This window comes from Phaeobacter sp. SYSU ZJ3003 (assembly GCF_041300735.1).
In the GTDB taxonomy this organism is placed as follows: domain Bacteria; phylum Pseudomonadota; class Alphaproteobacteria; order Rhodobacterales; family Rhodobacteraceae; genus Phycobacter; species Phycobacter gallaeciensis_A.
In genome coordinates this window covers 71,110-91,227 of sequence record NZ_PXNU01000002.1, presented here as the reverse complement: position 1 = coordinate 91,227, position 20,118 = coordinate 71,110, and the positions used below count along the sequence as shown (strand labels likewise).

The window sequence follows — 20,118 nt, the reverse complement described above, 5'->3', positions numbered from 1 at the left end:
TTTCTGACGTAAGTCTGTGCCACTCTGATCCGTAAATCGGTTCGGAGAGCATGAGATGAGCGATCTTCCAAAGTCGGCCCGCGTGGTCATCATCGGCGGCGGCGTGGTGGGCTGTTCGGTGGCCTATCACCTGACGAAACTCGGCTGGCAGGATGTGGTCCTGCTGGAGCGCAAACAGCTGACCTCTGGCACCACATGGCATGCGGCCGGGCTGATCGGGCAGCTGCGGGCATCCTCCAACATGACGAAGCTGGCGCGCTATTCCGCCGATCTGTACCTTGGGCTGGAGGAAGAAACCGGCGTTGCCACCGGTATGCGGCAGGTGGGGTCAATCTCGGTCGCGCTGACCGATGAACGGCTGGAGGAGCTGTACCGAAATGCCGCCATGGCGCGGGCTTTTGGCGTGCCGGTCGAGGAGCTCTCCCCGGCAGAAGTGAAAGCGCGCTACGACCATATCAACCTCGATGGCGTCACCGGTGGTGTCTGGCTGCCGACCGACGGTCAGGCGGATCCGGGGAATATCGCGCTCGCCCTGGCCAAGGGTGCCCGCCAGCGCGGTGCGCTGGTCAAGGAGAGGATCAAGGTCACCGGCATTGCCCGCGAAGGACGGCGGGTGACGGGAGTGGACTGGGTGTCCGATTCAGGCTCTGATACGGGGCATATCGCCTGTGACATGGTGGTGAACTGCGCTGGCATGTGGGGGCATGAAGTGGGCCGCATGGCGGGCGTCAACGTGCCGCTGCACGCCTGCGAGCATTTCTACATCGTCTCGGAACCGATCCAAGGGCTCAGCCAGATGCCGGTGCTGCGGGTGCCGGATGAATGCGCTTATTACAAGGAAGATGCGGGCAAGATCATGCTGGGCGCCTTTGAACCCAAGGCGAAACCCTGGGGGATGAAGGGCATTCCCGACAGTTTCGAATTCGACCAGCTGCCCGAGGATTTCGATCACTTCGAGCCCATCCTGGAGGCCGCCTGCAACCGGATGCCGATGCTGACCGATGCCGGGATTCATACCTTCTTCAACGGGCCCGAAAGCTTTACGCCCGACGATGCCTATCACCTGGGACTGGCGCCCGAGATGGACAACGTCTGGGTCGCTGCGGGGTTCAATTCGATCGGGATCCAGTCGGCGGGCGGTGCGGGCATGGCGCTGGCGCAATGGATGCAGGATGGAGAGAAGCCCTTTGATCTGGGCGATGTGGATATCACCCGCATGCATCCCTTTCAGGGCAACAAACACTACCTGTTCGAACGCTCCAAGGAAACGCTGGGCCTGCTTTATGCGGATCACTTCCCCTATCGGCAAAAGGCAACCGCGCGCGGGGTGCGGCGCTCTCCTTTCCATCACCAACTGACTGAGGCGGGCGCTGTCTTTGGCGAACTGGCGGGCTGGGAGCGCGCCAACTGGTTTGCCGAGGCGGGGCAGGAACGGGAATACCGCTATAGCTGGAAGCGGCAGAACTGGTTCCAGAACTCCGCCGCTGAACACCGTGCGGTGCGCGAAAACGTTGGCATGTACGATATGTCCTCCTTCGGGAAAATCCGTGTGGAAGGACCGGATGCGGAAAGCTTCCTGAACCATATCTGCGGCGCGAACATGTCTGCCCCTGTGGGCAAGATCGTCTATACCCAGTTCCTGAACAGCCGCGGTGGAATCGAGGCGGATGTGACAGTCACACGCCTGTCAGAGACTGTATACTTGGTTGTGACGCCTGCCCTGACCCGGCTGGCGGATGAGACCCGCATGCGGCGGCTGGTCGGGGATTACCGCGTGACCATTACCGATGTGACCGCGGGGGAGGGCGTCCTGGCGGTCATGGGGCCACGCTCGCGCGAGTTGCTGCAGAAGGTCTCTCCCAATGATTTCAGCAACGCGGTGAACCCTTTTGGCACCGCGCAGGAGATCGAGATCGGCATGGGGCTGGCCCGTGCGCATCGGGTCTCTTACGTCGGCGAACTCGGCTGGGAGCTCTATGTTTCGTCCGATATGGCAGGGCACGTTTTCGAGGTGCTGCAGGATGCCGGGCGGGACATGGATCTGAAGCTCTGCGGCATGCATATGATGGACAGCTGCCGGATCGAGAAGGGCTTTCGCCACTTCGGCCATGACATCACCTGCGAGGATCACGTGATCGACGCGGGGCTGGGATTCGCAGTGGATCTGAACAAACCTGATTTCATCGGCAAGGCGGCCGTTGCCGCGCGCAAGGAGAGCGGCCCAAAGGCCCGGATGCTGCAATTCCGCCTGACTGACCCTGAACCGCTGCTTTATCACAACGAACCCCTGCTGCGCGATGGAGAGATCGTCGGCTATCTCTCTTCGGGTGCCTATGGTCATACGTTGGGTGCTGCCATCGGCATGGGCTATGTGCCGTGTGAAGGGGAAAGCGCTGCCGAGGTTCTGGCCTCGTCCTACGAGATCGACGTGATGGGCATCCGGGTGCAGGCAGAGGCTTCGCTGAAACCGATGTATGACCCGAAATCGGAGCGGGTGAAGGTCTGAATCAGGCTTTAATACGGGCTAATTTGTCATACTTCGGTCTGACGAGCCATGCAGGCGATGGTGCGGCGTGATCTGTTTCGTGATCAATTCCTTTGCGTTTTGGGCATTCCCTTCGCCTGCAAAGCTGCCATAAAGGCCGCGTAGGAGAGCTGCCATGACCACCCATACGCGCGAGAACGTCGACACCCCTCAGGGGCTGGCCTTTGCCATTACGGCCTATCTGCTGTGGGGGTTCCTGCCGCTCTACATGAAGGCGGTGTCGCACATTCCGGCGGCCGAGGTGGTGGCCCATCGGGTGATCTGGTCGGTGCCTTTGGCAGGGGCGCTGCTGATCGTTCTGCGCCGCACCGGCGATCTGCGCGCGGCCCTGCGCAGCCCGCGCACCCTGCTGATGGCCTGCATCACGGCGGTGCTGATTTCGGTGAACTGGGGCATCTATGTCTGGTCCATCGCCACGGATCACGCGCTGGATGCAGCACTTGGATATTACATAAACCCCTTGTTTAGTGTCGCATTGGGCGCCCTTTTGTTGGGGGAGCGGCCGAGTCGCACTCAGATGCTGGCGATCGCCTTGGCGGCGGCCGCGGTTGTGGTTCTGACCGTGGAAACCGGAAGCCTGCCCTGGGCTGCTGTCGGTCTGACGTTCAGCTGGGGCTTTTACGCCTTCTTCAAGAAATGGTTGCCGGTCGGCCCCAATCAGGGGTTCCTTCTGGAGGTGCTGATCCTGTCGGTGCCCGCGCTGGCCTATCTGTCCTATCTGACCGCGACAGGCACAGGCAGCTTTGGCATCAGCTGGGGGCAAAGCCTTCTGCTGATGGGGTGCGGCGTGGTGACGGCGGTGCCGCTGATCATCTATGCCAATGGTGCCAAGCTGCTGCGGCTATCGACCATCGGTATCCTGCAATATATCGCGCCGACGCTGATCTTTCTGGTCGCCGTCTTTGTCTTTGGTGAGGAGTTCGGCCACGCCCGCATGATCGCCTTCCCGATGATCTGGGCGGCGCTGGTGATCTATTCCATTCCCCTGATCCGTCAGATGCGGCGCAAGCCGAAGGTGCAGAAGCTTACCTAACTCAGGCTCTGATCAAGGGTTTTCGATCTCTTTCGCCAGCCGGTCCGCCCAAAGCGCATAGGCGCGCGGATTTGGGTGATAGCCATCCTCGGCGGCCAGCGCCGGGTCACTGGGCAATTCAAACGGAAGATGGTGAAACCCGTCGATCTGCCCGGAGAGGTCTGCAAGCCTGCAATCCAACCGCCGTGCCTGACACCCCAGCGCCCAGGCAAGCGGCTGCGGCAGGGCGGGGAAATACTCCATCTGTGGCACCCCACAGACGAGGATTCTTTGCACACCAAAGCGATCCGTTAGAAGCCGTGCCAGATCGCGTTGCTGCCGTTCAAATTGCCCTTGTGGAACGGCTCCGGTCACATCGTTCACTCCCAGCGCCAGTACGGCTACGTCAAAGGGCTGCGCGGGCAGGGCCATCAGCCGCTGCAACGTATCTGCCGTACGATGCCCGGTGGTGGCCTCAAGGCGCCAGTGAACCTGCCACCGGGGCGCCAGCCGCTGCACCAGTTGCCCGGTAAGCGCCTGCTCCTGATGCGCAGCGCCCACACCGGCGGCGGAACTGTCCCCGGCAATCAGCAGCCGTAGCGGCGCACCGGAACCCGCAGTTCCCTGTCGCGCTCCCTCCGGCTCAGGCAGCCGCAAGGCCCGGCGCCGGAGGTGCAGCCCCTGCGCAATCAACAGCGGGAGCAGCGGCAGGCGCAGGATCTGGTCGGCTGCGATCATGGGTTATCTGCCAATATGTGGCTCTAACATGAGGGAATCAGCTGAGTGCCTCACGGAATTTCAGGAAGCGCGCATCGGTCTGCACCCGTGCATTCATCGCATCGCGCAGGGCGCCGACGGATTTATAGGGGCGCATGACCACCTCGAAGACCTCGATCAGCCCGTCATCACCCAGAGTGATCAGATCCACGCCCACGGCGTCGAACTCGCCGATCTTGCACTGGAATTCCAGCGCCCAGTCGTTGCCCTCTCCCATGATCCTGCGATAGCGGAAGTCCGAGAACACTTGCCCCACATGACCCAGCACCGCCGCCACCGGCGCGCGGCCGGTCCAGGTTTTCCAATAGGTGGGGGGCAGGAATTTCACGTCCTCGGACAGCAGCTCTGCGATCAGCGCCTCATCGCCCTTGGCGACGACCTCCTGCATGCGGGTGATGGTTGGATGCATGGTTTCTCTCCCTTTGTTGATGCGATCCTGCCCTTGCGGCGGCGGGCCGGGCAAGACGGACGTGGCGGGAACTTGCTCCGGCGGCAGCAAGGCAGTAGGCAGGCGGCCATGACGGTATCGAGCGATTACACCCCGCCGCAGGACCCGCTGGAGATCCTGCATCATGATGCGCAGATCCTTGCGGTAAACAAACCGGCGGGATTGCTGAGCGTGCCGGGCCGGGGTGAACATCTCGCCGATTGCCTGTTGTCGCGGGTGCAGCTTGCCTTTCCCGAGGCGCTGCTGGTGCATCGGCTGGACCGCGATACCTCGGGGGTGATGGTCTTTGCGCTGACGCCCCATGCGCAGCGGCACCTGTCGATGCAGTTCGAGAAACGCAGCACGCGCAAGGTCTACGTGGCCCGCGTCACCGGGCGGCTGGAGCCAAAGGCGGGCACGGTGGATCTGCCGCTGATCGTCGACTGGCCGAACCGTCCGCGCCAGATGGTCTGCCATGAGACGGGTAAACCTGCGGTGACCGACTGGCGGGTGATGAAATACGGCGAAGGGGAGACCCGAGTGCGGCTGACGCCCAAGACGGGCCGGTCGCACCAGTTGCGGGTGCATATGCTGTCGCTGGGGCACGCCATTCTGGGCGATCCGCTGTATGCTGAAGGCGCGGCGCGGGATTTCCCCCGCATGATGCTGCATTCCGAAGAGCTGCGGATCAAACACCCCGATAGCGAACAGTCGATGAAGTTCCGGGCCAAGGCGCCCTTTTGATCAGGCGTCGATCCGGTGCCAGCTGTCTGGCAGGATATCGGGGTTGGAGAGCTTCGGATCTCCGAACCACTGCGCCGGGCCGGTGACGCGTTTCTCCGGGTTCTGGTTCAGCCAGGCCGCCCACCAGGAAAATGAACTGTTGGCGATGATATTGTGCTGGCACAGGGTCATCAGCCGCATGTCCTCGAAATCGGTGTCTGGGCCGTTGAAATCCACCACCACCTTTTCGCAGGGCAAGGGCAGGTTTTCCTTGGCCCAGTCCGGATCGTCGGAGAAGACAAATACGGTTGGCGTACCCTCCAGCCCCTCCAGAACGCGGGCGAGGGCGGCTTCGTAATAGGCTTGATCGCAAAGCACATGGGCGGCAAGCGCCACGTAATCACCGCGCCGCACGTGCAGTGAGATGGCATTGCTACCTTGGATACGGGCGGCCATGTCGGCGTTCTGCGTGTTGGTGAACTCCGGGAAGCTGAAATCGGCCCGGATGCGGTCGGCGATCGCGGCAAAGTATTTCTCGCTTTGCCAGTAGCCATGCAGGTAGCTGCCATCGCCCCAGGTCGCGAAACCGGGATTGTAGCCAAGGCCGCGTTCGCGCCGGAAAGTTGGAGTGGAGCCAAAGGCGCGCCACAGGGCATAGCGCAGCGGTGCCTCCTGTTTCAGGGGCGGCAATGGAGCCGGTTCGGTCAGGTCCAGATCAAAGACCCGGGTCAACACGCCTTCGCCGCGCCGCACCGCTTCGCGGCTATCGAGAGCGACAGCCACGCCAAGGCGCTCGGCCAGCGCGCGGGCGGCGGCGTATTGAAACATCTGATTGCCAAGGCGGCCGTGCAGGCGGGCGGTGATCATCGCGGCTGTCTGTCCTTGCAAAGGGGAGGATCCGATACCCCTGCATATCGGTGCCGCAGCCACATTGGAAGGTCGATAGGGACAGGATGATCCGATCTGGGTCCGGCGATGGGGCGTCCTCCCGCCCGTCGTTCGCCTTTTTGGTGAAAGGCTGCCTCCCGTTGGGCGCGGGAGGTTCTGTCTTTAAGGGGTCAGATAAAGCTGCGGATGGTCTTTAGCGCGCCGTCCAAGGCTTCACCTTTTTCGTCCTGCAGCGCCGCTTCGCGAAGGCGGGCGACCCATTCGGGACCGTCGTCGCGGGTTTCGACCAGTCGCGCGCCGTCCAGAACCCGGTCGAATTTCGACAGGCCCCGTGTGTGGGTGTCGGAATAGCCCTTGATCAGGCGCCGACAGCGCAGCACTTCCACCGCCATGTCATAGCTGCTGGGCAGATAGCCGATCGCGCGGTTCAACCAGTCGTCCAGATGCGCCTGTTCCAGCGCGTGGCGGCGGCTCTTGCGGCGCCAGCCGCGCAGGCCGCCCATCACATAAAGCAGGGCAAAGCCACGGAAGCGGTCGGTGCGGATGCGGCGGCCCTTGTTGAACAGCCGGTCGAGACGTTTCATCCAGACCGGGCTGGCCTCGATCCGGGCGCCAAGCCCCGCGGGCAGCAGACCGGCGATCTCTTCGGCGCGCGGGTGTAGATAATCGGTCAGGGTCATCAGCTTGTCAGCACTGCCAACCTGATCCTCGATCCGGTCGAACCGGCTGGCGCGGGTTTTCAGATCCGCCACCCGGATCACATCGTCATAGGCCATGGCATTGGCGATGTATTTCGCTGCCTCGCGCGACAGGACATACCCCCGGTCAGCGCTGTCGCGGCCCAGGATGCCTTCGAGCCGGTCCAGATATTCGGCGCCATAGGCGATGTCCTGAAAATCCACCACCTTGCGCAGGCCCGGCAGCGCCAGTTCCTGCACCGCAGCTGGCAGTGCGTTGATCCGGTCCAGCAGCGCGCCATAGGCCCGCAGCTTTCCGGCGGATCCCGCCGGTTTCGGCGCTTCGGCGGGGGTGGAGGCGGCTGCAGCCGGGGCCTCTTTCCCGCCCTGGGCCAGATCATATCCGGCGGCAAAGGCACGCAGGCTGGCCTCGACGCCCTTACCTCCCGCGCGGATCGCCTCTTCAAAGGCAGCACGTTTGAACGGCAGGGCGCCGGATCCGGCCAGTGCACCGAACAGCGACGCGGAGATCACTGAGCCGACACCGACAGCGGCCTGCTCCATATCGGCCATGACCAGCTGCCGCGCGGCGGTTTCGGCGGCGGCGCGCACTTCGGCGGCATCGGCCATGCCGTCACCCGGCACCATTTTCTCAGAGACTGCCAGCGCCCGGTGGGTCGATGCGATCAGAGTGGTACGATCCGGGGTGACAAAGCCGCGCATGATGGCGCGCCCGGCTTCCATCATTTCGGCGGCGATCATCACGTCGATGTCGCCCTGCGCCGGTGCGAGGGAGAAGACAGGCGTTGGCACCGATGCAGGCGCCATTTCGATGTAATAGATGGTGGCGCCGGTACGCTGCGCCACGCCCGCGACGCTGGTCGCCTGCGCAGAATAGCCTTCGGCGCGGGCCAGGGATTCGATCCAGTTGGTCAGGACGCCGCCGCCCTGTCCGCCCACAGCAAGGATCGCGACCTTGATCACGCCGTCCAGATGGGTGGCGCCTCCGCCAGATGCGATTGGCAGTTCGATGGACATCACGCGGCTCCTTCGCTCAGGTCGGTGGAAAAGGTCAGGCGTCGCGCTGCGCGGCGGTTCTGCAGCCAGGAGATCATCCGGTTGCGCAATCCTGCGGTCCAGCGTTCAAAACCGGTCGGGTTGTGCACCACGCGGGCCTCGTAGAAGGACGGGCAGAGGATCGCAGCATCAGCGACCTCGCCGCAGTTGCCGCAGCCGACGCAGGTCTGGTCGATATGGGCGACAGGATCGTCGCGCAGCGGGTCGTCCAGTTTCTTCAGCGACAGTGAGGGGCAGCCGGACAGGCGGATACAGGCGTGATCGCCGGTGCAGATATCCTCATCAACGCCAAAGCGGGGCACCTCGACGCGGGTTCCGTCCTTGATCGCGGCATTGCGCTGGGGTTTCTCCCGGCGCTGCCGGTTCAGCATGCATTCCGAGGAGGCCACGATCACCTTGGGCCCGTCGTAATCGGTGGTCAGCGCCTCGCGGATGGTGGCGCGCATCTGGGTGACATCATAGGTGCGGTCGATCTGCCGGATCCATTTGACGCCCGCGCCCTCCAGCGCCTTGGTGATCGGGTTGTTGGTCGCCTTGCTGGGGTTCTTGGCGCGGCTGGATGGGATGTCCTGCCCGCCGGTCGCTGCGGAATAGTAGTTGTCGACGATGATCGCGACGCTGTCCGATTTATTGAACACCATGTTGCCGATCGAAGAGCTGAGGCCGTTGTGCCAGAAGCCCCCGTCGCCCAGGATCGAGATCGCGCGTTTCTCGCCTCCGCCGTCAAAGGCCGCGTTGGAGGCCGGGCCAAGGCCATAGCCCATGGTCTGCCCGCCGATTTCGAAGGGCGGCAAGGCGGCAAACAGGTGACAGCCGATATCGGCCGAGATCTGATGCTTGCCCAGCTCCTGCTCCACCAGTTTCATCGAGGCAAAGATGGGGCGCTCGGGGCAGCCGGTGCAGAACCCCGGCGGGCGGATCGGCACGGTCTGGCTGAGGTCGGGAATTTCGGGCGCCGGTTCGTTCGGGGCCAAAATCTGCCCGGGCAACAGATGCGCGGCATAGGTGCGCAGGAAGTCGTCGATGCCGTCCTTCATCACCTGGCCGGTATATTCGCCTGCCTTGGGGAAGGTGCCCTTGCCTTCAAGCTTGGTGCTGCTGCCTGCCTTGTAAAGCATGGCGCCAAGCTGCTGTTCGATGAACTCGGGCTGGCCTTCCTCGATCATCAGGACGGCGTCCTTGTCCTCGCAGAAATCCAGAAGGTCGCTTTGCACCAGCGGGTAGGTCACGTTCATCACGTAAAGCGGCACGTCGGTGTTGCCCGACAGATCCGCAAGGCCAAGGCGTTGCAGGGCGCGGATGACGCTGTTGTACATGCCGCCCAGGCAGATCAACCCGACCTTGCCTTCCTTCGGGCCAAAGCGTTCGTTCAGGCCATTGTCGAGGATGTACTTCTCGGCAGCGGGCCAGCGGTTGTCGATCTTGTCGTGTTCATGCTGATAGGACATCGGCGGCAGCACAACGCGGGAGAAATCCCGCTGCGGGTTGGCCAGCGCATCGCGCACGGTCAGATCGGGGCGCTGGTTTTCGCGGCATTCAAAGGTGCCAGTCACGTGGCAGGATCGGATCCGCACCATCAGCATCACCGGCGTGTTCGACGCTTCGGACAGGCCAAAGCCATCGCCCACAGATTTCACGATCGAAGGCAGGTTGGGGCGTGGGTCCAAGAGCCAGAACTGCGATTTCATCGCAAAGGCATAAGACCGCTCCTGCATGATCGAGGAGCCTTCGCCGTAATCCTCACCCACCACCACAAGAGCGCCGCCGGTGACGCCCGAAGAGGCGAGGTTGGCCAGCGCATCCGAGGCCACGTTGACCCCGACCGATCCCTTGAAGGTGACCGCGCCGCGGATGGGATAATGGACCGAGGCTGCAAGCATCGCCGCCGCTGCCGCTTCGGAGGCGTTTGCCTCGTAGCGCACGCCAAGTTCGCCGAGCAGGTCCTCGGCATCGGCCAGCACGTCCATCAGGTGCGAGATCGGCGCGCCCTGATAACCGCCGACATAGCCGACTCCGTTTTCCAGCAAGGCCTTTGTGATGGCCAGAATGCCTTCGCCGGTAAAGCTGGTCCCGGCACCTTTGCGCAGGTGCTCTACTTCTGCCTTGAACGACCTTTCGGCCATTGGCGCCTCCTTGGATATCGTTCTGGGGGACCGTCGTGGAAGACGGTCGGGTTAAATCTGGTGTACGCGCACGTTGCGCAGGATGGTTTGCAGGGTGGTCACGAACTGACGCTGCTCTTCGGCGCTGATGCCGGTGAACATCTGGGCATAGGCTTCGGCGATATGCGGCCAGAGCTTTTCCTGCGTCTCTCGGCCCTTGGGGGCCATGAAGATCCGGGTGGCGCGGCTGTCGTCGGGGTCGGGACGGCGGATGATCAGCTCGTCCTGTTCCAGCTTGTCCAGCGACCGGCTGAGCGTGGATTGTTCGACCACCGCATAGACGGCGAGTTCACGGATCAGCAGCCCGTCGAGCACCGACAGTACGGCGAGGGCGCGCATCTTAGCCGTGTTGAGGCCGAGCGCCGCCATCTCTTCGCGCAAGGACGCGTTGTAGCGGCCCATGATGCGGTTCATCAGGTAGGGGGGGAAGTTTTCCAGCCCGATTTCGCCCAGACGGGGCAGCGGTGTGTCCGCCTCCGGTTGGTCTGCCGTGGCCGTGGTGGTGTCGTCCGTGCTCATGCGCCCATCCTTTTTGCAAGGTTGTAGCCGGACCCTCCGCCCAGACCAGGTCCGGGGTGGGTCGCGGCCCCAATCAGATGCAGGTCCTTCACTGCGGTGGCGTTATTGACCGATTGCGGGAAGGGGCGCCAGACAAAGAACTGGTCCAGCGTGCAGGATCCGCCATAGGGATCGCCGCCCACCAGGTTCATGTTCAGATCCTGAAGATCGGCAGGGGAATAGGCGCGGCGGGCCAGTTTGATCTTGTCGAAATCCTTGATGTTACGGGACAGGATCGCCTCGATCCGGTCGGCAAAGGCTTCGCGGGTCGGTTCATCCCACTCGGGTCCGCTGTCGATCTCTTTTGCGGCGTCGCCTTTGATAACGCGGGGGGCGTCGGGGATCTGCAGCCACAGGATCGCCTTTCCATCCGGGCAGCGGGTGGGGTCCATGCGGTGGGGCTGGCCCACGCAGATCGTGGGCGTTTCCGGCAGCATGCCGCGTTCGGCCTCGTTGGCGGATTTCGAAACGCTGTCGACCCCGTCTGCGAGGTGGACAAGCGCGACATCTTCCAGCCCCTCGCTCAGCCATTCCGGAACGGCATCCAGCGCATAGTGCAGCTGGAAATTGCCGCGCCCGTGGCGGTAGTTCTTCGCGGCCTCCGGCGCGGTTTCCTGCGGCAGCAGGCGGCCATAGAGTTGCGACGGCGTGACCGAAGCGATGACCGAGGCGCCGCGGATGACCTCTCCGTCGGCGGTTTCGATGCCGGTGGCGCGGCCGTTTTCGGTAAGGATACGCGTCACATCGGTGCCGGTACGGATCTCGCCGCCATTGGCGGTGATCAGCCGTTCAAAGGCTTCGGCGGCAGCCCCGGCGCCACCTTTGACCACCGGCGCCCCGGCGGCCTCTAGCGCAAAGGCGATGACGCGGCCCATCTGGCCGGAATAAGTGCTTTCGGGGGTGAGGCCGCAATGCAGCACCCAAGGCGCCCAAAGCGCCTGAAGGTCTTCGGAGCCATAAGAGCTTTCCAGCCAGCCGCGCGCCGGTTGCAGCGCTGCGCCGACCCAGGATTTGAGACCGTTGAGGCCCCGTTTCCACGCCTGTTTTGCCAGCAGTTTGGCGGTGCCAGCAGACCAGAGCGGTCCGCCCAGCAGCGCAAAGAGGAAGTCGGCGTCGGCTTCGATGCCGCCCACGTCGCGGCCATGTTGCGCCCCGTCGCCGGGGCTGAGCGCGTCAAAGGCAGCGATATTGGCGGCGCGGTCCATGGTCAGTACGGTGGCGCGGCCATCGGGGCGCAGGACCGCCGTGGGGCGGTCCGTGTGACAGAACTCAAGCCCATGTTTCGCCAGATCGCCCGCCAGTTCTGCATAGGCAGGCGAGGTGAGAAACAGGACGAAGGTCGCCGCCATCACATCATGGGAATACCCGGGCAGCGTGATCTCATCGGTGCGCAGGCAGCCTCCGATGCGGTCCGAGCGTTCGAGCATCAGAACCGGTTTGCCCTTGCGGGACAACAGCGCGGCGGCGACCAGTGAATTGATCCCGGTGCCGATGATGATGTGAGGGGCGGCGGCCATCTGCTCTTATCCCTTGGGGACCAGCGCCAGCGCGCGGATCGGGCTGCCGGTGCCGCGCTGGATCTTCAGCGGTGCGGCAATCAGGATGGCGCCCTTTGCGGGCAGCTTGTCCAGATTGGCCAGCGAGGCCAGACCAAAGCGGTTGTTGGCGTGCAGCAGGTTATGCGCCGGGAAGGGCGGGGTCATGCCACCGGCCATGCCTGCGTCGGTGCCGATGCACTGGCTGCCCCAGCCGACGATGCCCTTGTCGACCAGATACTGGATCACCTCGGCGGTCGGTCCGGGGGTGTGCGGACCGGTTTCATCGGCGTTGAGGAACTTGGCCTCGTCGTCGGCGTATTGATCCCAGTCGCTGCGCAGGACGACCCATTCACCGGCCTTGATCTCGCCGTGCTCGGCCTCCCAGGCCTTCACGTGGTCGATGGTCAGCAGGAAGTCGGAATCTTCGCCGCACTCCTTGGAGAAGTCGAGCACGTTCACCGGCGCGATCAGGCGCTGCACGTCCAGCGTGTCGGTGTAGCCTTCTTCGAAATCCTTGCCGGTAATCCAGTGATGCGGCGCATCAAAGTGGGTGCCGGTGTGTTCGCCCAGCTTCATCCAGTTCCAGGCAAAGAAGGGGCCGTCTTCGTCGTATTCGCTGATCTTGTGGATTTCGACCTTGGGTGTGTTTTTCGCGAAATCTTCCGGCAGCTGCAGGATCGGAGTGTTCGGCCCCAGAACCCCGGTGCAGTCCACCACTTCGATTTCCCCGGTCAAAAGCTTGGCGCCAAGCCCGTCCAATGCGGTTGTTGCGGTCATTATCGCCTCCCGTGTTGTGCGCGGTCTGAAGGTGCCGCTTTTTGCGATGACAAATCCATGCTAGACATAATTACATGCATTTGCAAATATCAATATGTAAAGGATAAAGGAATCTGCCCATGTCAGCGGCGCCGGACGCAGTTATTATCGGAAGCGGTCACAACTCTTTGGCCTGTGCTGCGCATCTGGCGGCAAAGGGCTGGAGTGTGGCCGTATACGAGCGCGCCGAAACGCCCGGCGGGGCAGTAAAAACCGGGGAATATACGCTTCCGGGCTTTCGCCATGACTGGGCCGCGATGAATCTGTCGCTCTTTGCAGGGTCCGCCTTTCATCAGAAATATGCCGAGGAACTGGCCGGGCACGGGCTTGGTTTTGCTCCTGCGGCGGATTGTTTTGCCTCGGTTTTTCCGGATCAGACCTGGTTGGGTATCGGCAATGATGCGGCGGCCAATGTGGCGCGAATCGCAGCTGAAAATGCGGCTGATGCAAAAGCCTGGGAGGCGTTGAGCGCCGCGTTTCCAGAGCGTGCTGAAACTTTGTTCGCTTTGCTGGGCAGTCCGATCAATAAACGTGCATTTGCATCTTTAGGCTGGAAGTCTTGGCGCAAGATGGGCGCTGCCGGGCTGATGGATCTGGGGCAGTTTCTGGCCTCTTCGCCGCGCAGCTGGCTGGAAGAGACATTCGAATCGTCAAAGGTCCGTGCCCTTCTGGCGGCCTGGGGCATGCATCTGGATTTTGCCCCGGACATCGCGGGCGGTGCGCTGTTTCCTTACCTAGAAGGACAGGTGAACCAGGCGTTTGGCATGGTACTGGGGCAGGGCGGCGCCGATGGCATCATCAAGGCCATGATCGCCATGATCGAGGCGCGTGGCGGATCGGTAACCTGCGGCGCCGAAGTGTCGCGGATTCTGCACGCGGGCGGACGGGCCACGGGAATCGAGTTGTCGGACGGGACACAGGTGCAGGCAAAACGGGCGGTCATCGCTAATGTCGCCCCTGCCGCGATGCTGCGGCTGACCGGCGGCACACCCGACAAACGGTATGATCGCGGGATGGAGAAATTCGCCCATGCGCCGGGGACCATGATGATCCATCTGGCGATGGAGGATCTGCCGGACTGGGCGGCGGGGGATGGTCTGAAACGCTTTGCCTATGTGCATATGGCGCCCGAGCTTGACCAGATGGCGCGCACCTATGCGCAGGCCAAGGCGGGGCTGTTGCCGGATGAGCCGGTGATCGTCTGCGGTCAGCCCACCGTCATCGACCCCAGTCGCGCGCCCGAGGGCAAACATGTTCTGTGGTTGCAGGTGCGCATGGTGCCCGGTCAGATCAAGGGCGATGCCGCCGGACAGATCACCGCCACCGACTGGACAGAGGCAGCGCAGCCAATGGCAGAGCGCGCGCTCGATATCCTTGAAACCTATGCGCCCGGTACAAGGGCAAAGATCCTTGGCCAGCATATCGTGACGCCCACCATGCTGGAGGCCGATAACCCCAACCTTGTGGGCGGGGATCAGGTCTGTGGCAGTCACCAGCTCAACCAGCATTTCATGTTCCGGCCCCTGCGCGGGTTTGCGGATGGCTCCACCCCGATCCGTGATCTTTATCACACCGGGGCGGCTGTCTGGCCCGGAGCGGGAACCGGAGCCGGGGCGGGATACCTCCTCGGGCAAAAACTGGCCGGCACCTAATCACAACAACATGTCGGCCTTCCAACCAACAGGGAAAAGCAAAATGAAATTGACAAGACGCACTTTACTTCAGAGCACCGCCGCCAGCGTGGCGCTTGCCGGGGCCAGCCTGCCAAGCTTTGCCGCCGGGATCGAAGAGCTGGTGATTGCCTATAACGTGAACCTGCCCAGCTGGGATCCGACCGTCGGTCCCTCGGCGGTGAACCCCACCATTCAGGGCATCTACCAATCGGTGTTCGATCTGTTCATCCCGCAGAACCCGGATCTGTCCTTTGGTTCCGGGATCATCAGCGATTATGGCTGGAACGATGACAAGACAAAGGTCTGGATGGATGTGCGCGAAGGCGTCACCTGGCACAATGGCGATCCCCTGACACCCGAAGACGTGGTCTGGTCGCTGGAACGTGCGGGCAACCCCGAGACCGGCAACCCGATCCAGTTCATCTGGGGCAAGATCGGCAATTTCTCCATCGAGGGGAACCGCGTCACCGCTGACGTGCTGGCCTATGAGCCGACGATCTTCAAATGGATGAGCTTCCTGACCGGCTATATCCTGCCCAAGAAATACTACGAGGAAGTCGGGGCAGATGGCTTTGAGGCCGCGCCTGTGGGCACCGGTCCCTATATGGTCGAAAAGTTCGAGCGCAACGCATTCGTGCGCCTGAAGGCGAACGAGAACTACTGGGGCGGCGCGCCCGAATTCAAATCCGTCACCATCAAGTTCGTGACCGATGCCGCCAGCCGCGTGGCCGAGGTGGAATCGGGCAACGCCCATGTGACGCTGGAAATGCCCTATGAGGAATTCGACCGCCTGAAGGAAAAATCGGGCATCATGGGCACTGCCGCACCGGTGTCGGATATCGGCATGATCTTCATCAACGATATCGAAGTGATGACCGATCCCAACGTGCGCATGGCCATGGCCCATGCGATCGACAAACAGCTGATCATCGACCGGCTGCTGTCCGGCTATGGCGTGGCGATCGACACGCTGCAGACGCCCGATTACGTGGGCTATGACGAGACGATCAAGGTCGCCTATGATCCGGAGAAGTCCAAGGAGCTGCTGGCGGCCTCTGGCTATGGTCCCGACAATCCGGTAAAATTCACCATCCAGACCACCCGTGGCTTTAAGCCGAAGGATTACGAGATCATCCAGGCCATCGTCGGTCTGTGGCGCCGGGTCGGTATCGAGGCCGAGATCGAAGTCTACGAGATTGCCAAACACTACGAGCTGCGCGCGGCCGACACATTGGCGCCTGCGGCCTTCTACAACTGGGGCAACTCGATTGGTGATCCCACCACCTCGACCGGCTTTGCCATGTTCGGCCCCTCGCCGCATTCGGTCTGGGACGGTGAGGAGCTGATGCAGAAGATCCTGCCGCTCTGGGGTGAATCGGACGAGGACAAGCGGATCGCGGGCTGGAAGGACGTGGACCGTTTCATCGCCGAGAACGCGCTGGTGATCCCGCTGCTGCAATATGTTCAGCCGATCCTGCACAGCGATCAGGTGAAGGTGGTGCCGCATGCCTCGGGCGCGCTGTTGCCGCATCTGATGACACGGGCCTGATCCCTCTCTCCCTTGGTTGCGGGGCATCGGTCTGATTGTGCCGGTGCCCCGCGGCCCTTTTTCACGACCTCACAGAACGAAGGTAGACAATGCAGATCCTGCGCAGAATGATCGCGCGGCTGGCGGCCACTATGGTGACGCTGGTCGGGGTGGCGATCATCGTCTTTGTGGTTATCCGCGTGGTGCCGGGCAATCCGATTGCCATGATGCTGCCGCCGGGGGCCACCGATGCGGATATCCAGCGGCTTCAGGCGCTTTACGGGTTCGACAAATCGATCCCCGAACAATTCCTGATCTGGGCCTCTGGCGTGCTTCAGGGGGATTTCGGAACCTCGATTTCCCTGCGCCAGCCGGTGTCCGAACTGGTGCTGGGCCGTCTGCCCGCCACGTTGGAACTATCAGTAATGGCGTTGGTAATCGCGGTGATGCTGGGCGGCACCATGGCGTTGACCGCGACGCTTTACCGGGGCACGCGCGTCGAAGGTGCGATCGATGTGGCCGGGGGCATGGCCCTGTCGGTGCCCGACTTCCTGTGGGGGCTGGTGCTGATCCTGCTCTTTGGCGTGCTTTGGCCGCTGTTTCATATCTCGGGCCGGGTGTCGCCCTCGCTGGGGTTCGAGTTCCAGTCGAATTTCTATCTCTGGGAAAGCTTCATCCGCCTGCGGTTCGATGTCTGGGCCGATATCGTCGCCCATATGTTCATGCCCGCGCTGGCGCTGGCGATCCCGCTGGCGGCGATCATCTCGCAGCTGCTGAAACAGTCGCTGAAGGAAACCATGCATCTGGATTACGTGACCCTGGCGCGCACCAAGGGCTACGCCGAGACCAGCATCATCACCCGCGAGGCGCTGCCCAATGCGATCCTGCCGACGCTGACCTTGGTCGGGGTGCAGTTCACCTTCCTGATTGGCGGCACGGTCATTGTGGAGCGGCTGTTTTCTTATGAGGGGCTGGGCAACATGGCCATTGATGCGGTGATCAACCGCGATCTGCCACTGATCCAGGGGATCGTGATCCTGTTCGCCCTGATTTTCACCGTGGTCAATTTGGTCGTCGACATGACCTATGCCGCCCTGAACCCGAGGCTCCGTCATGCGTGATACCCGAGCACACACCCGCAAACCGGGCCTGCGCCTGTGGCTGTCCGGGGGCTGGATCAGCCTTCTAGTTCTGGCCGCGCTGTTGGCGCCCTGGATCAGCCCGCATGATCCGCTGGCGCAGGACCTGTTCGCCGGACGGATGCCGCCCTTCTGGGAGACGGGCGCCGATCCCAATTACTGGCTGGGCACCGATTCCCTGGGCCGCGATGTCCTCAGCCGCATTCTGCATGGCGCCCGGCTGGCGCTGAGCGTGGCGCTGATCGCCGGGGTGCTGACCTGTCTGATTGGGGCCACGCTGGGCCTGATCGCTGGCTATTACGGCGGCTGGGCCGATCTGGTGATTTCCCGCCTCGTGGATATCTGGATGGCCTTCCCGCCGGTCCTTTTTGCGATCCTGCTGATCGCGGTTCTGGGCACTGGCATGACTTCGATCATCATCGCCATCGTGGTGATTGACTGGACCCGTTTTGCCCGGGTGATCCGGGCCGAAGCAATGAGCCAGGGCAAGATGGATTACGTCGCCTCGGCACAGGTTGTGGGGCGCACCCGGTTCGGTACCGCGCTGACGGAAATCCTGCCCAACGTGCTGCCCACCATCGTGGCGCTGCTGACGCTGGAGATGGGCATTGCAATCATCGTCGAGGCGATCCTCAGCTTTGTGAACCTGTCGATCTCCACCGATGCGCCGACCTGGGGCGGGATGATCGCCGAGGGGCGCACCTCGGTCCATCAGGCCTGGTGGGTGCTGGTGTTCCCGCTGGTCGCCCTGTTTTTCACCGTTCTCAGCTTCTCGCAGCTTGGCGAGGGTCTGAAGGACCATTTCGATCCGGTGCTGCGATGAGCTTTCTGTCCATTCAAGACCTGACCGTGCGCCTCAGGGGCAATGTGCCGATCTTGCGGCGTGTGTCGCTCAATGTGGCGGCGGGTGAATCCCGCGCCCTTGTCGGCGAAAGCGGCGCAGGCAAATCCATGATCGGCAAATCGGTGCTGGGCACCCTGCCGCAGGCGCTGGGAATCACCGGCGGGCAGATCATCCTGGAAGGCGAGGATCTGGGCCAGCTGTCACCGCGCGCGCGCCGCCAGAGGATTGGCGCCAAGGTCGCCCTGATCCCACAGGATCCGCTGACCGCGCTCAACCCTTCGCGCCGGGTGGGGCCGCAGATCACCAACCGGCTGGTGGATATCCTTGGCTGGTCGCGCAAGGCCGCCGAGGCCCGGGCGCTGGAGCTGCTGGAAGAGGTCCATATCCCCGATCCCGCCCGCGTCATGCGCGCCTACCCGCACGAGCTGTCGGGGGGAATGCGCCAGCGGATCCTCATTGCCTCCGCCTTTGCGGCAGAGCCGAAGCTGATCATCGCGGATGAGCCGACGACCGCGCTGGATGTCACCGTGCAGAAGCAGATCCTGCGGCTGATCTCGGACATGCAGCAACGCCATGGTACCGCGCTGTTGTTCGTGACCCATGATCTGGGCGTGGTCTCCAAGGTCTGCCAGACCATGACCGTGCTCTACTCCGGCAAGGTGGTCGAGGACACCAAGGTGCGCGACTTCTTCGCGAGCCCCGGGCATCCCTATTCGGCGGCCCTGTTGGCAGCGACGCCGAAATACACCGATCCGGACGGCAGTCTGACCCCGGTCCCCGACGCGGTGATCCGCGCGGTGGAGGAAGAGGTTGCGGCCTTTGACCGACAAATGGAGGGCTCGGCATGAGTGATGTGATCTATGATGTGAAGGATCTGCGGCTCAGCTTTCCGGACATGTCGCGCAAACCAATCCTTGGTCCTGCGCCGCGGATCGAGATCCTCAAGGGGCTGACCTTCCAGATCCCCAAGGGTGAGGTTTTGGGCATCGTTGGCGGCTCTGGGTCCGGTAAATCCACATTGGGGCGGGCGCTGATCCGGTTGATTGAACCGGACAGTGGTCAAATTTCGTTTGAGGGGACAGACATCACCCATATGTCAGAGGAGGCCCTGCGCCCCCTGCGGCGGCGGTTCCAGATGATCTTTCAGGATCCCCTGTCCTCGCTTAACCCGCGCCGCCGGGTGGGGGGGATCATCGCCGGTCCCTTGCGCCTGCATGGGCTTGAGGGGATCGACGCCCGCGTAAATGAGGCGCTGGATATGGTGGGCCTGCCACGCAGCTTTGCCAGCCGCTATCCGCATGAATTGTCCGGTGGGCAGCGTCAGCGCGTCGGTATCGCCCGCGCCATCGCCCTGCGCCCCGATTTCATCCTCGCGGATGAGATCGTCTCGGGGCTGGATGTCTCCAGTCAGGCGCAGGTGCTGAACCTGCTCGAAGAATTGGTGCGCGAGCTGGGCCTGACGCTGGCCTTCATCAGCCACGACCTGTCGGTGATCCGCCGCCTGTGCAGCCGCATTCTGGTGCTCTATCAGGGCGAAATCGTTGAAAACGCCGCGACGGCGGACCTGTTCGCTGCGCCGACTGCGCCCTACACGCAAGAGCTCCTGTCTGCGATCCCGCTGCCCGATCCCGACCAAGTTTGGGCGTAACGGGGAGCTGCAAGACCCCGTGCACCACGCGGGCAAAAGAAAAGCCGCTCCGGATAGGAGCGGCTTTTGCTATTTCAAAGAGGCTG

17 protein-coding genes are annotated in these 20,118 nt (G+C 62.8%); 9 read left to right on the top strand and 8 right to left on the bottom strand.

All coding sequences use genetic code 11. The annotated features are described in order from the left end of the window. The first annotated feature begins 55 nt into the window (after nucleotides 1-55). On the top strand, nucleotides 56-2,506 hold the full coding sequence (locus tag C6W91_RS01915) for an FAD-dependent oxidoreductase (protein ID WP_274839832.1): 2,451 nt from the start codon (nucleotides 56-58) through the stop codon (nucleotides 2,504-2,506). A gap of 154 nt (nucleotides 2,507-2,660) precedes the next feature. Continuing rightward, nucleotides 2,661-3,578, top strand: a complete 918-nt coding sequence (gene rarD / locus C6W91_RS01910) for an EamA family transporter RarD (RefSeq protein ID WP_065271839.1) — start codon at nucleotides 2,661-2,663, stop codon at nucleotides 3,576-3,578. Between the two features lie 12 nt (nucleotides 3,579-3,590). Here the strand turns inward: rarD and C6W91_RS01905 are convergent, their stop codons facing one another. Continuing rightward, on the bottom strand, nucleotides 3,591-4,295 hold the full coding sequence (locus C6W91_RS01905) for an SGNH/GDSL hydrolase family protein (protein ID WP_065271838.1): 705 nt from the start codon (nucleotides 4,293-4,295) through the stop codon (nucleotides 3,591-3,593). 37 nt (nucleotides 4,296-4,332) lie between these two features. Further along, nucleotides 4,333-4,743: a nuclear transport factor 2 family protein gene (locus C6W91_RS01900; RefSeq protein ID WP_065273625.1), complete on the bottom strand. Its 411-nt coding sequence runs from the start codon at nucleotides 4,741-4,743 to the stop codon at nucleotides 4,333-4,335. Between the two features lie 108 nt (nucleotides 4,744-4,851). Here C6W91_RS01900 and C6W91_RS01895 point away from each other — a divergent pair, with 108 nt between their 5' ends. Continuing rightward, nucleotides 4,852-5,505 (top strand): RluA family pseudouridine synthase, encoded by a 654-nt coding sequence (locus C6W91_RS01895; RefSeq protein ID WP_065271837.1) that lies wholly within the window; start codon nucleotides 4,852-4,854, stop codon nucleotides 5,503-5,505. On the opposite strand, the gene C6W91_RS01890 is transcribed toward C6W91_RS01895, so the two are convergent. The 6 genes from C6W91_RS01890 to C6W91_RS01865 form a co-directional block, all read right to left on the bottom strand. Then, the gene (locus C6W91_RS01890; protein ID WP_274839833.1) at nucleotides 5,506-6,351 is read right to left on the bottom strand and encodes an alpha-1,2-fucosyltransferase; all 846 of its coding nucleotides are present in this window, start codon (nucleotides 6,349-6,351) and stop codon (nucleotides 5,506-5,508) included. Between the two features lie 191 nt (nucleotides 6,352-6,542). Next, nucleotides 6,543-8,087, bottom strand: a complete 1,545-nt coding sequence (locus C6W91_RS01885) for an indolepyruvate oxidoreductase subunit beta family protein (RefSeq protein ID WP_274839834.1) — start codon at nucleotides 8,085-8,087, stop codon at nucleotides 6,543-6,545. Next, nucleotides 8,087-10,249, bottom strand: a complete 2,163-nt coding sequence (locus C6W91_RS01880) for an indolepyruvate ferredoxin oxidoreductase subunit alpha (RefSeq protein WP_274839835.1) — start codon at nucleotides 10,247-10,249, stop codon at nucleotides 8,087-8,089. The genes C6W91_RS01885 and C6W91_RS01880 overlap by 1 nt, the downstream gene beginning before the upstream one ends. 51 nt (nucleotides 10,250-10,300) lie before the next feature. Beyond that, on the bottom strand, nucleotides 10,301-10,807 hold the full coding sequence (locus C6W91_RS01875; protein ID WP_065271833.1) for a MarR family winged helix-turn-helix transcriptional regulator: 507 nt from the start codon (nucleotides 10,805-10,807) through the stop codon (nucleotides 10,301-10,303). Beyond that, nucleotides 10,804-12,363, bottom strand: a complete 1,560-nt coding sequence (locus C6W91_RS01870; protein ID WP_065271832.1) for an NAD(P)/FAD-dependent oxidoreductase — start codon at nucleotides 12,361-12,363, stop codon at nucleotides 10,804-10,806. Before C6W91_RS01870 ends, C6W91_RS01875 begins: the two co-directional genes overlap by 4 nt. 6 nt (nucleotides 12,364-12,369) lie before the next feature. After that, complete coding sequence (locus C6W91_RS01865; protein WP_065271831.1) at nucleotides 12,370-13,161, bottom strand: cyclase family protein; 792 nt, start codon at nucleotides 13,159-13,161, stop codon at nucleotides 12,370-12,372. A gap of 119 nt (nucleotides 13,162-13,280) precedes the next feature. On the opposite strand from C6W91_RS01865, the gene C6W91_RS01860 reads away from it, so the two are divergent. The 6 genes from C6W91_RS01860 (at nucleotide 13,281) to C6W91_RS01835 (ending at nucleotide 20,032) form a co-directional block, all read left to right on the top strand. Beyond that, the gene (locus C6W91_RS01860) at nucleotides 13,281-14,852 is read left to right on the top strand and encodes an NAD(P)/FAD-dependent oxidoreductase (protein ID WP_065271830.1); all 1,572 of its coding nucleotides are present in this window, start codon (nucleotides 13,281-13,283) and stop codon (nucleotides 14,850-14,852) included. 43 nt (nucleotides 14,853-14,895) lie between these two features. Further along, nucleotides 14,896-16,422 (top strand): ABC transporter substrate-binding protein, encoded by a 1,527-nt coding sequence (locus tag C6W91_RS01855; RefSeq protein WP_065271829.1) that lies wholly within the window; start codon nucleotides 14,896-14,898, stop codon nucleotides 16,420-16,422. Nucleotides 16,423-16,511: 89 nt separating this feature from the next. Further along, nucleotides 16,512-17,522 (top strand): ABC transporter permease, encoded by a 1,011-nt coding sequence (locus C6W91_RS01850; RefSeq protein WP_065271828.1) that lies wholly within the window; start codon nucleotides 16,512-16,514, stop codon nucleotides 17,520-17,522. Next, nucleotides 17,515-18,363 carry an ABC transporter permease gene (locus C6W91_RS01845; protein WP_065271827.1) on the top strand — a complete coding sequence of 283 codons (849 nt, stop codon included), beginning with the start codon at nucleotides 17,515-17,517 and terminating at the stop codon, nucleotides 18,361-18,363. Before C6W91_RS01850 ends, C6W91_RS01845 begins: the two co-directional genes overlap by 8 nt. Next, complete coding sequence (locus tag C6W91_RS01840) at nucleotides 18,360-19,232, top strand: ABC transporter ATP-binding protein (protein ID WP_065271826.1); 873 nt, start codon at nucleotides 18,360-18,362, stop codon at nucleotides 19,230-19,232. The genes C6W91_RS01845 and C6W91_RS01840 overlap by 4 nt, the downstream gene beginning before the upstream one ends. Further along, nucleotides 19,229-20,032: an ATP-binding cassette domain-containing protein gene (locus C6W91_RS01835; protein ID WP_065271825.1), complete on the top strand. Its 804-nt coding sequence runs from the start codon at nucleotides 19,229-19,231 to the stop codon at nucleotides 20,030-20,032. Before C6W91_RS01840 ends, C6W91_RS01835 begins: the two co-directional genes overlap by 4 nt. Nucleotides 20,033-20,118: the final 86 nt, after the last annotated feature.

What these genes read in the sequence shown, in the direction of transcription:
- C6W91_RS01915 (WP_274839832.1), top strand. Translation starts at nt 56, where the DNA reads ATGAGCGATCTTCCAAAGTCGGCCCGCGTGGTCATCATCGGCGGCGGC.
- rarD (WP_065271839.1), top strand. Translation starts at nt 2,661, where the DNA reads ATGACCACCCATACGCGCGAGAACGTCGACACCCCTCAGGGGCTGGCC.
- C6W91_RS01905 (WP_065271838.1), bottom strand. Translation starts at nt 4,295, where the DNA reads ATGATCGCAGCCGACCAGATCCTGCGCCTGCCGCTGCTCCCGCTGTTG.
- C6W91_RS01900 (WP_065273625.1), bottom strand. Translation starts at nt 4,743, where the DNA reads ATGCATCCAACCATCACCCGCATGCAGGAGGTCGTCGCCAAGGGCGAT.
- C6W91_RS01895 (WP_065271837.1), top strand. Translation starts at nt 4,852, where the DNA reads ATGACGGTATCGAGCGATTACACCCCGCCGCAGGACCCGCTGGAGATC.
- C6W91_RS01890 (WP_274839833.1), bottom strand. Translation starts at nt 6,351, where the DNA reads ATGATCACCGCCCGCCTGCACGGCCGCCTTGGCAATCAGATGTTTCAA.
- C6W91_RS01885 (WP_274839834.1), bottom strand. Translation starts at nt 8,087, where the DNA reads ATGTCCATCGAACTGCCAATCGCATCTGGCGGAGGCGCCACCCATCTG.
- C6W91_RS01880 (WP_274839835.1), bottom strand. Translation starts at nt 10,249, where the DNA reads ATGGCCGAAAGGTCGTTCAAGGCAGAAGTAGAGCACCTGCGCAAAGGT.
- C6W91_RS01875 (WP_065271833.1), bottom strand. Translation starts at nt 10,807, where the DNA reads ATGAGCACGGACGACACCACCACGGCCACGGCAGACCAACCGGAGGCG.
- C6W91_RS01870 (WP_065271832.1), bottom strand. Translation starts at nt 12,363, where the DNA reads ATGGCCGCCGCCCCTCACATCATCATCGGCACCGGGATCAATTCACTG.
- C6W91_RS01865 (WP_065271831.1), bottom strand. Translation starts at nt 13,161, where the DNA reads ATGACCGCAACAACCGCATTGGACGGGCTTGGCGCCAAGCTTTTGACC.
- C6W91_RS01860 (WP_065271830.1), top strand. Translation starts at nt 13,281, where the DNA reads ATGTCAGCGGCGCCGGACGCAGTTATTATCGGAAGCGGTCACAACTCT.
- C6W91_RS01855 (WP_065271829.1), top strand. Translation starts at nt 14,896, where the DNA reads ATGAAATTGACAAGACGCACTTTACTTCAGAGCACCGCCGCCAGCGTG.
- C6W91_RS01850 (WP_065271828.1), top strand. Translation starts at nt 16,512, where the DNA reads ATGCAGATCCTGCGCAGAATGATCGCGCGGCTGGCGGCCACTATGGTG.
- C6W91_RS01845 (WP_065271827.1), top strand. Translation starts at nt 17,515, where the DNA reads ATGCGTGATACCCGAGCACACACCCGCAAACCGGGCCTGCGCCTGTGG.
- C6W91_RS01840 (WP_065271826.1), top strand. Translation starts at nt 18,360, where the DNA reads ATGAGCTTTCTGTCCATTCAAGACCTGACCGTGCGCCTCAGGGGCAAT.
- C6W91_RS01835 (WP_065271825.1), top strand. Translation starts at nt 19,229, where the DNA reads ATGAGTGATGTGATCTATGATGTGAAGGATCTGCGGCTCAGCTTTCCG.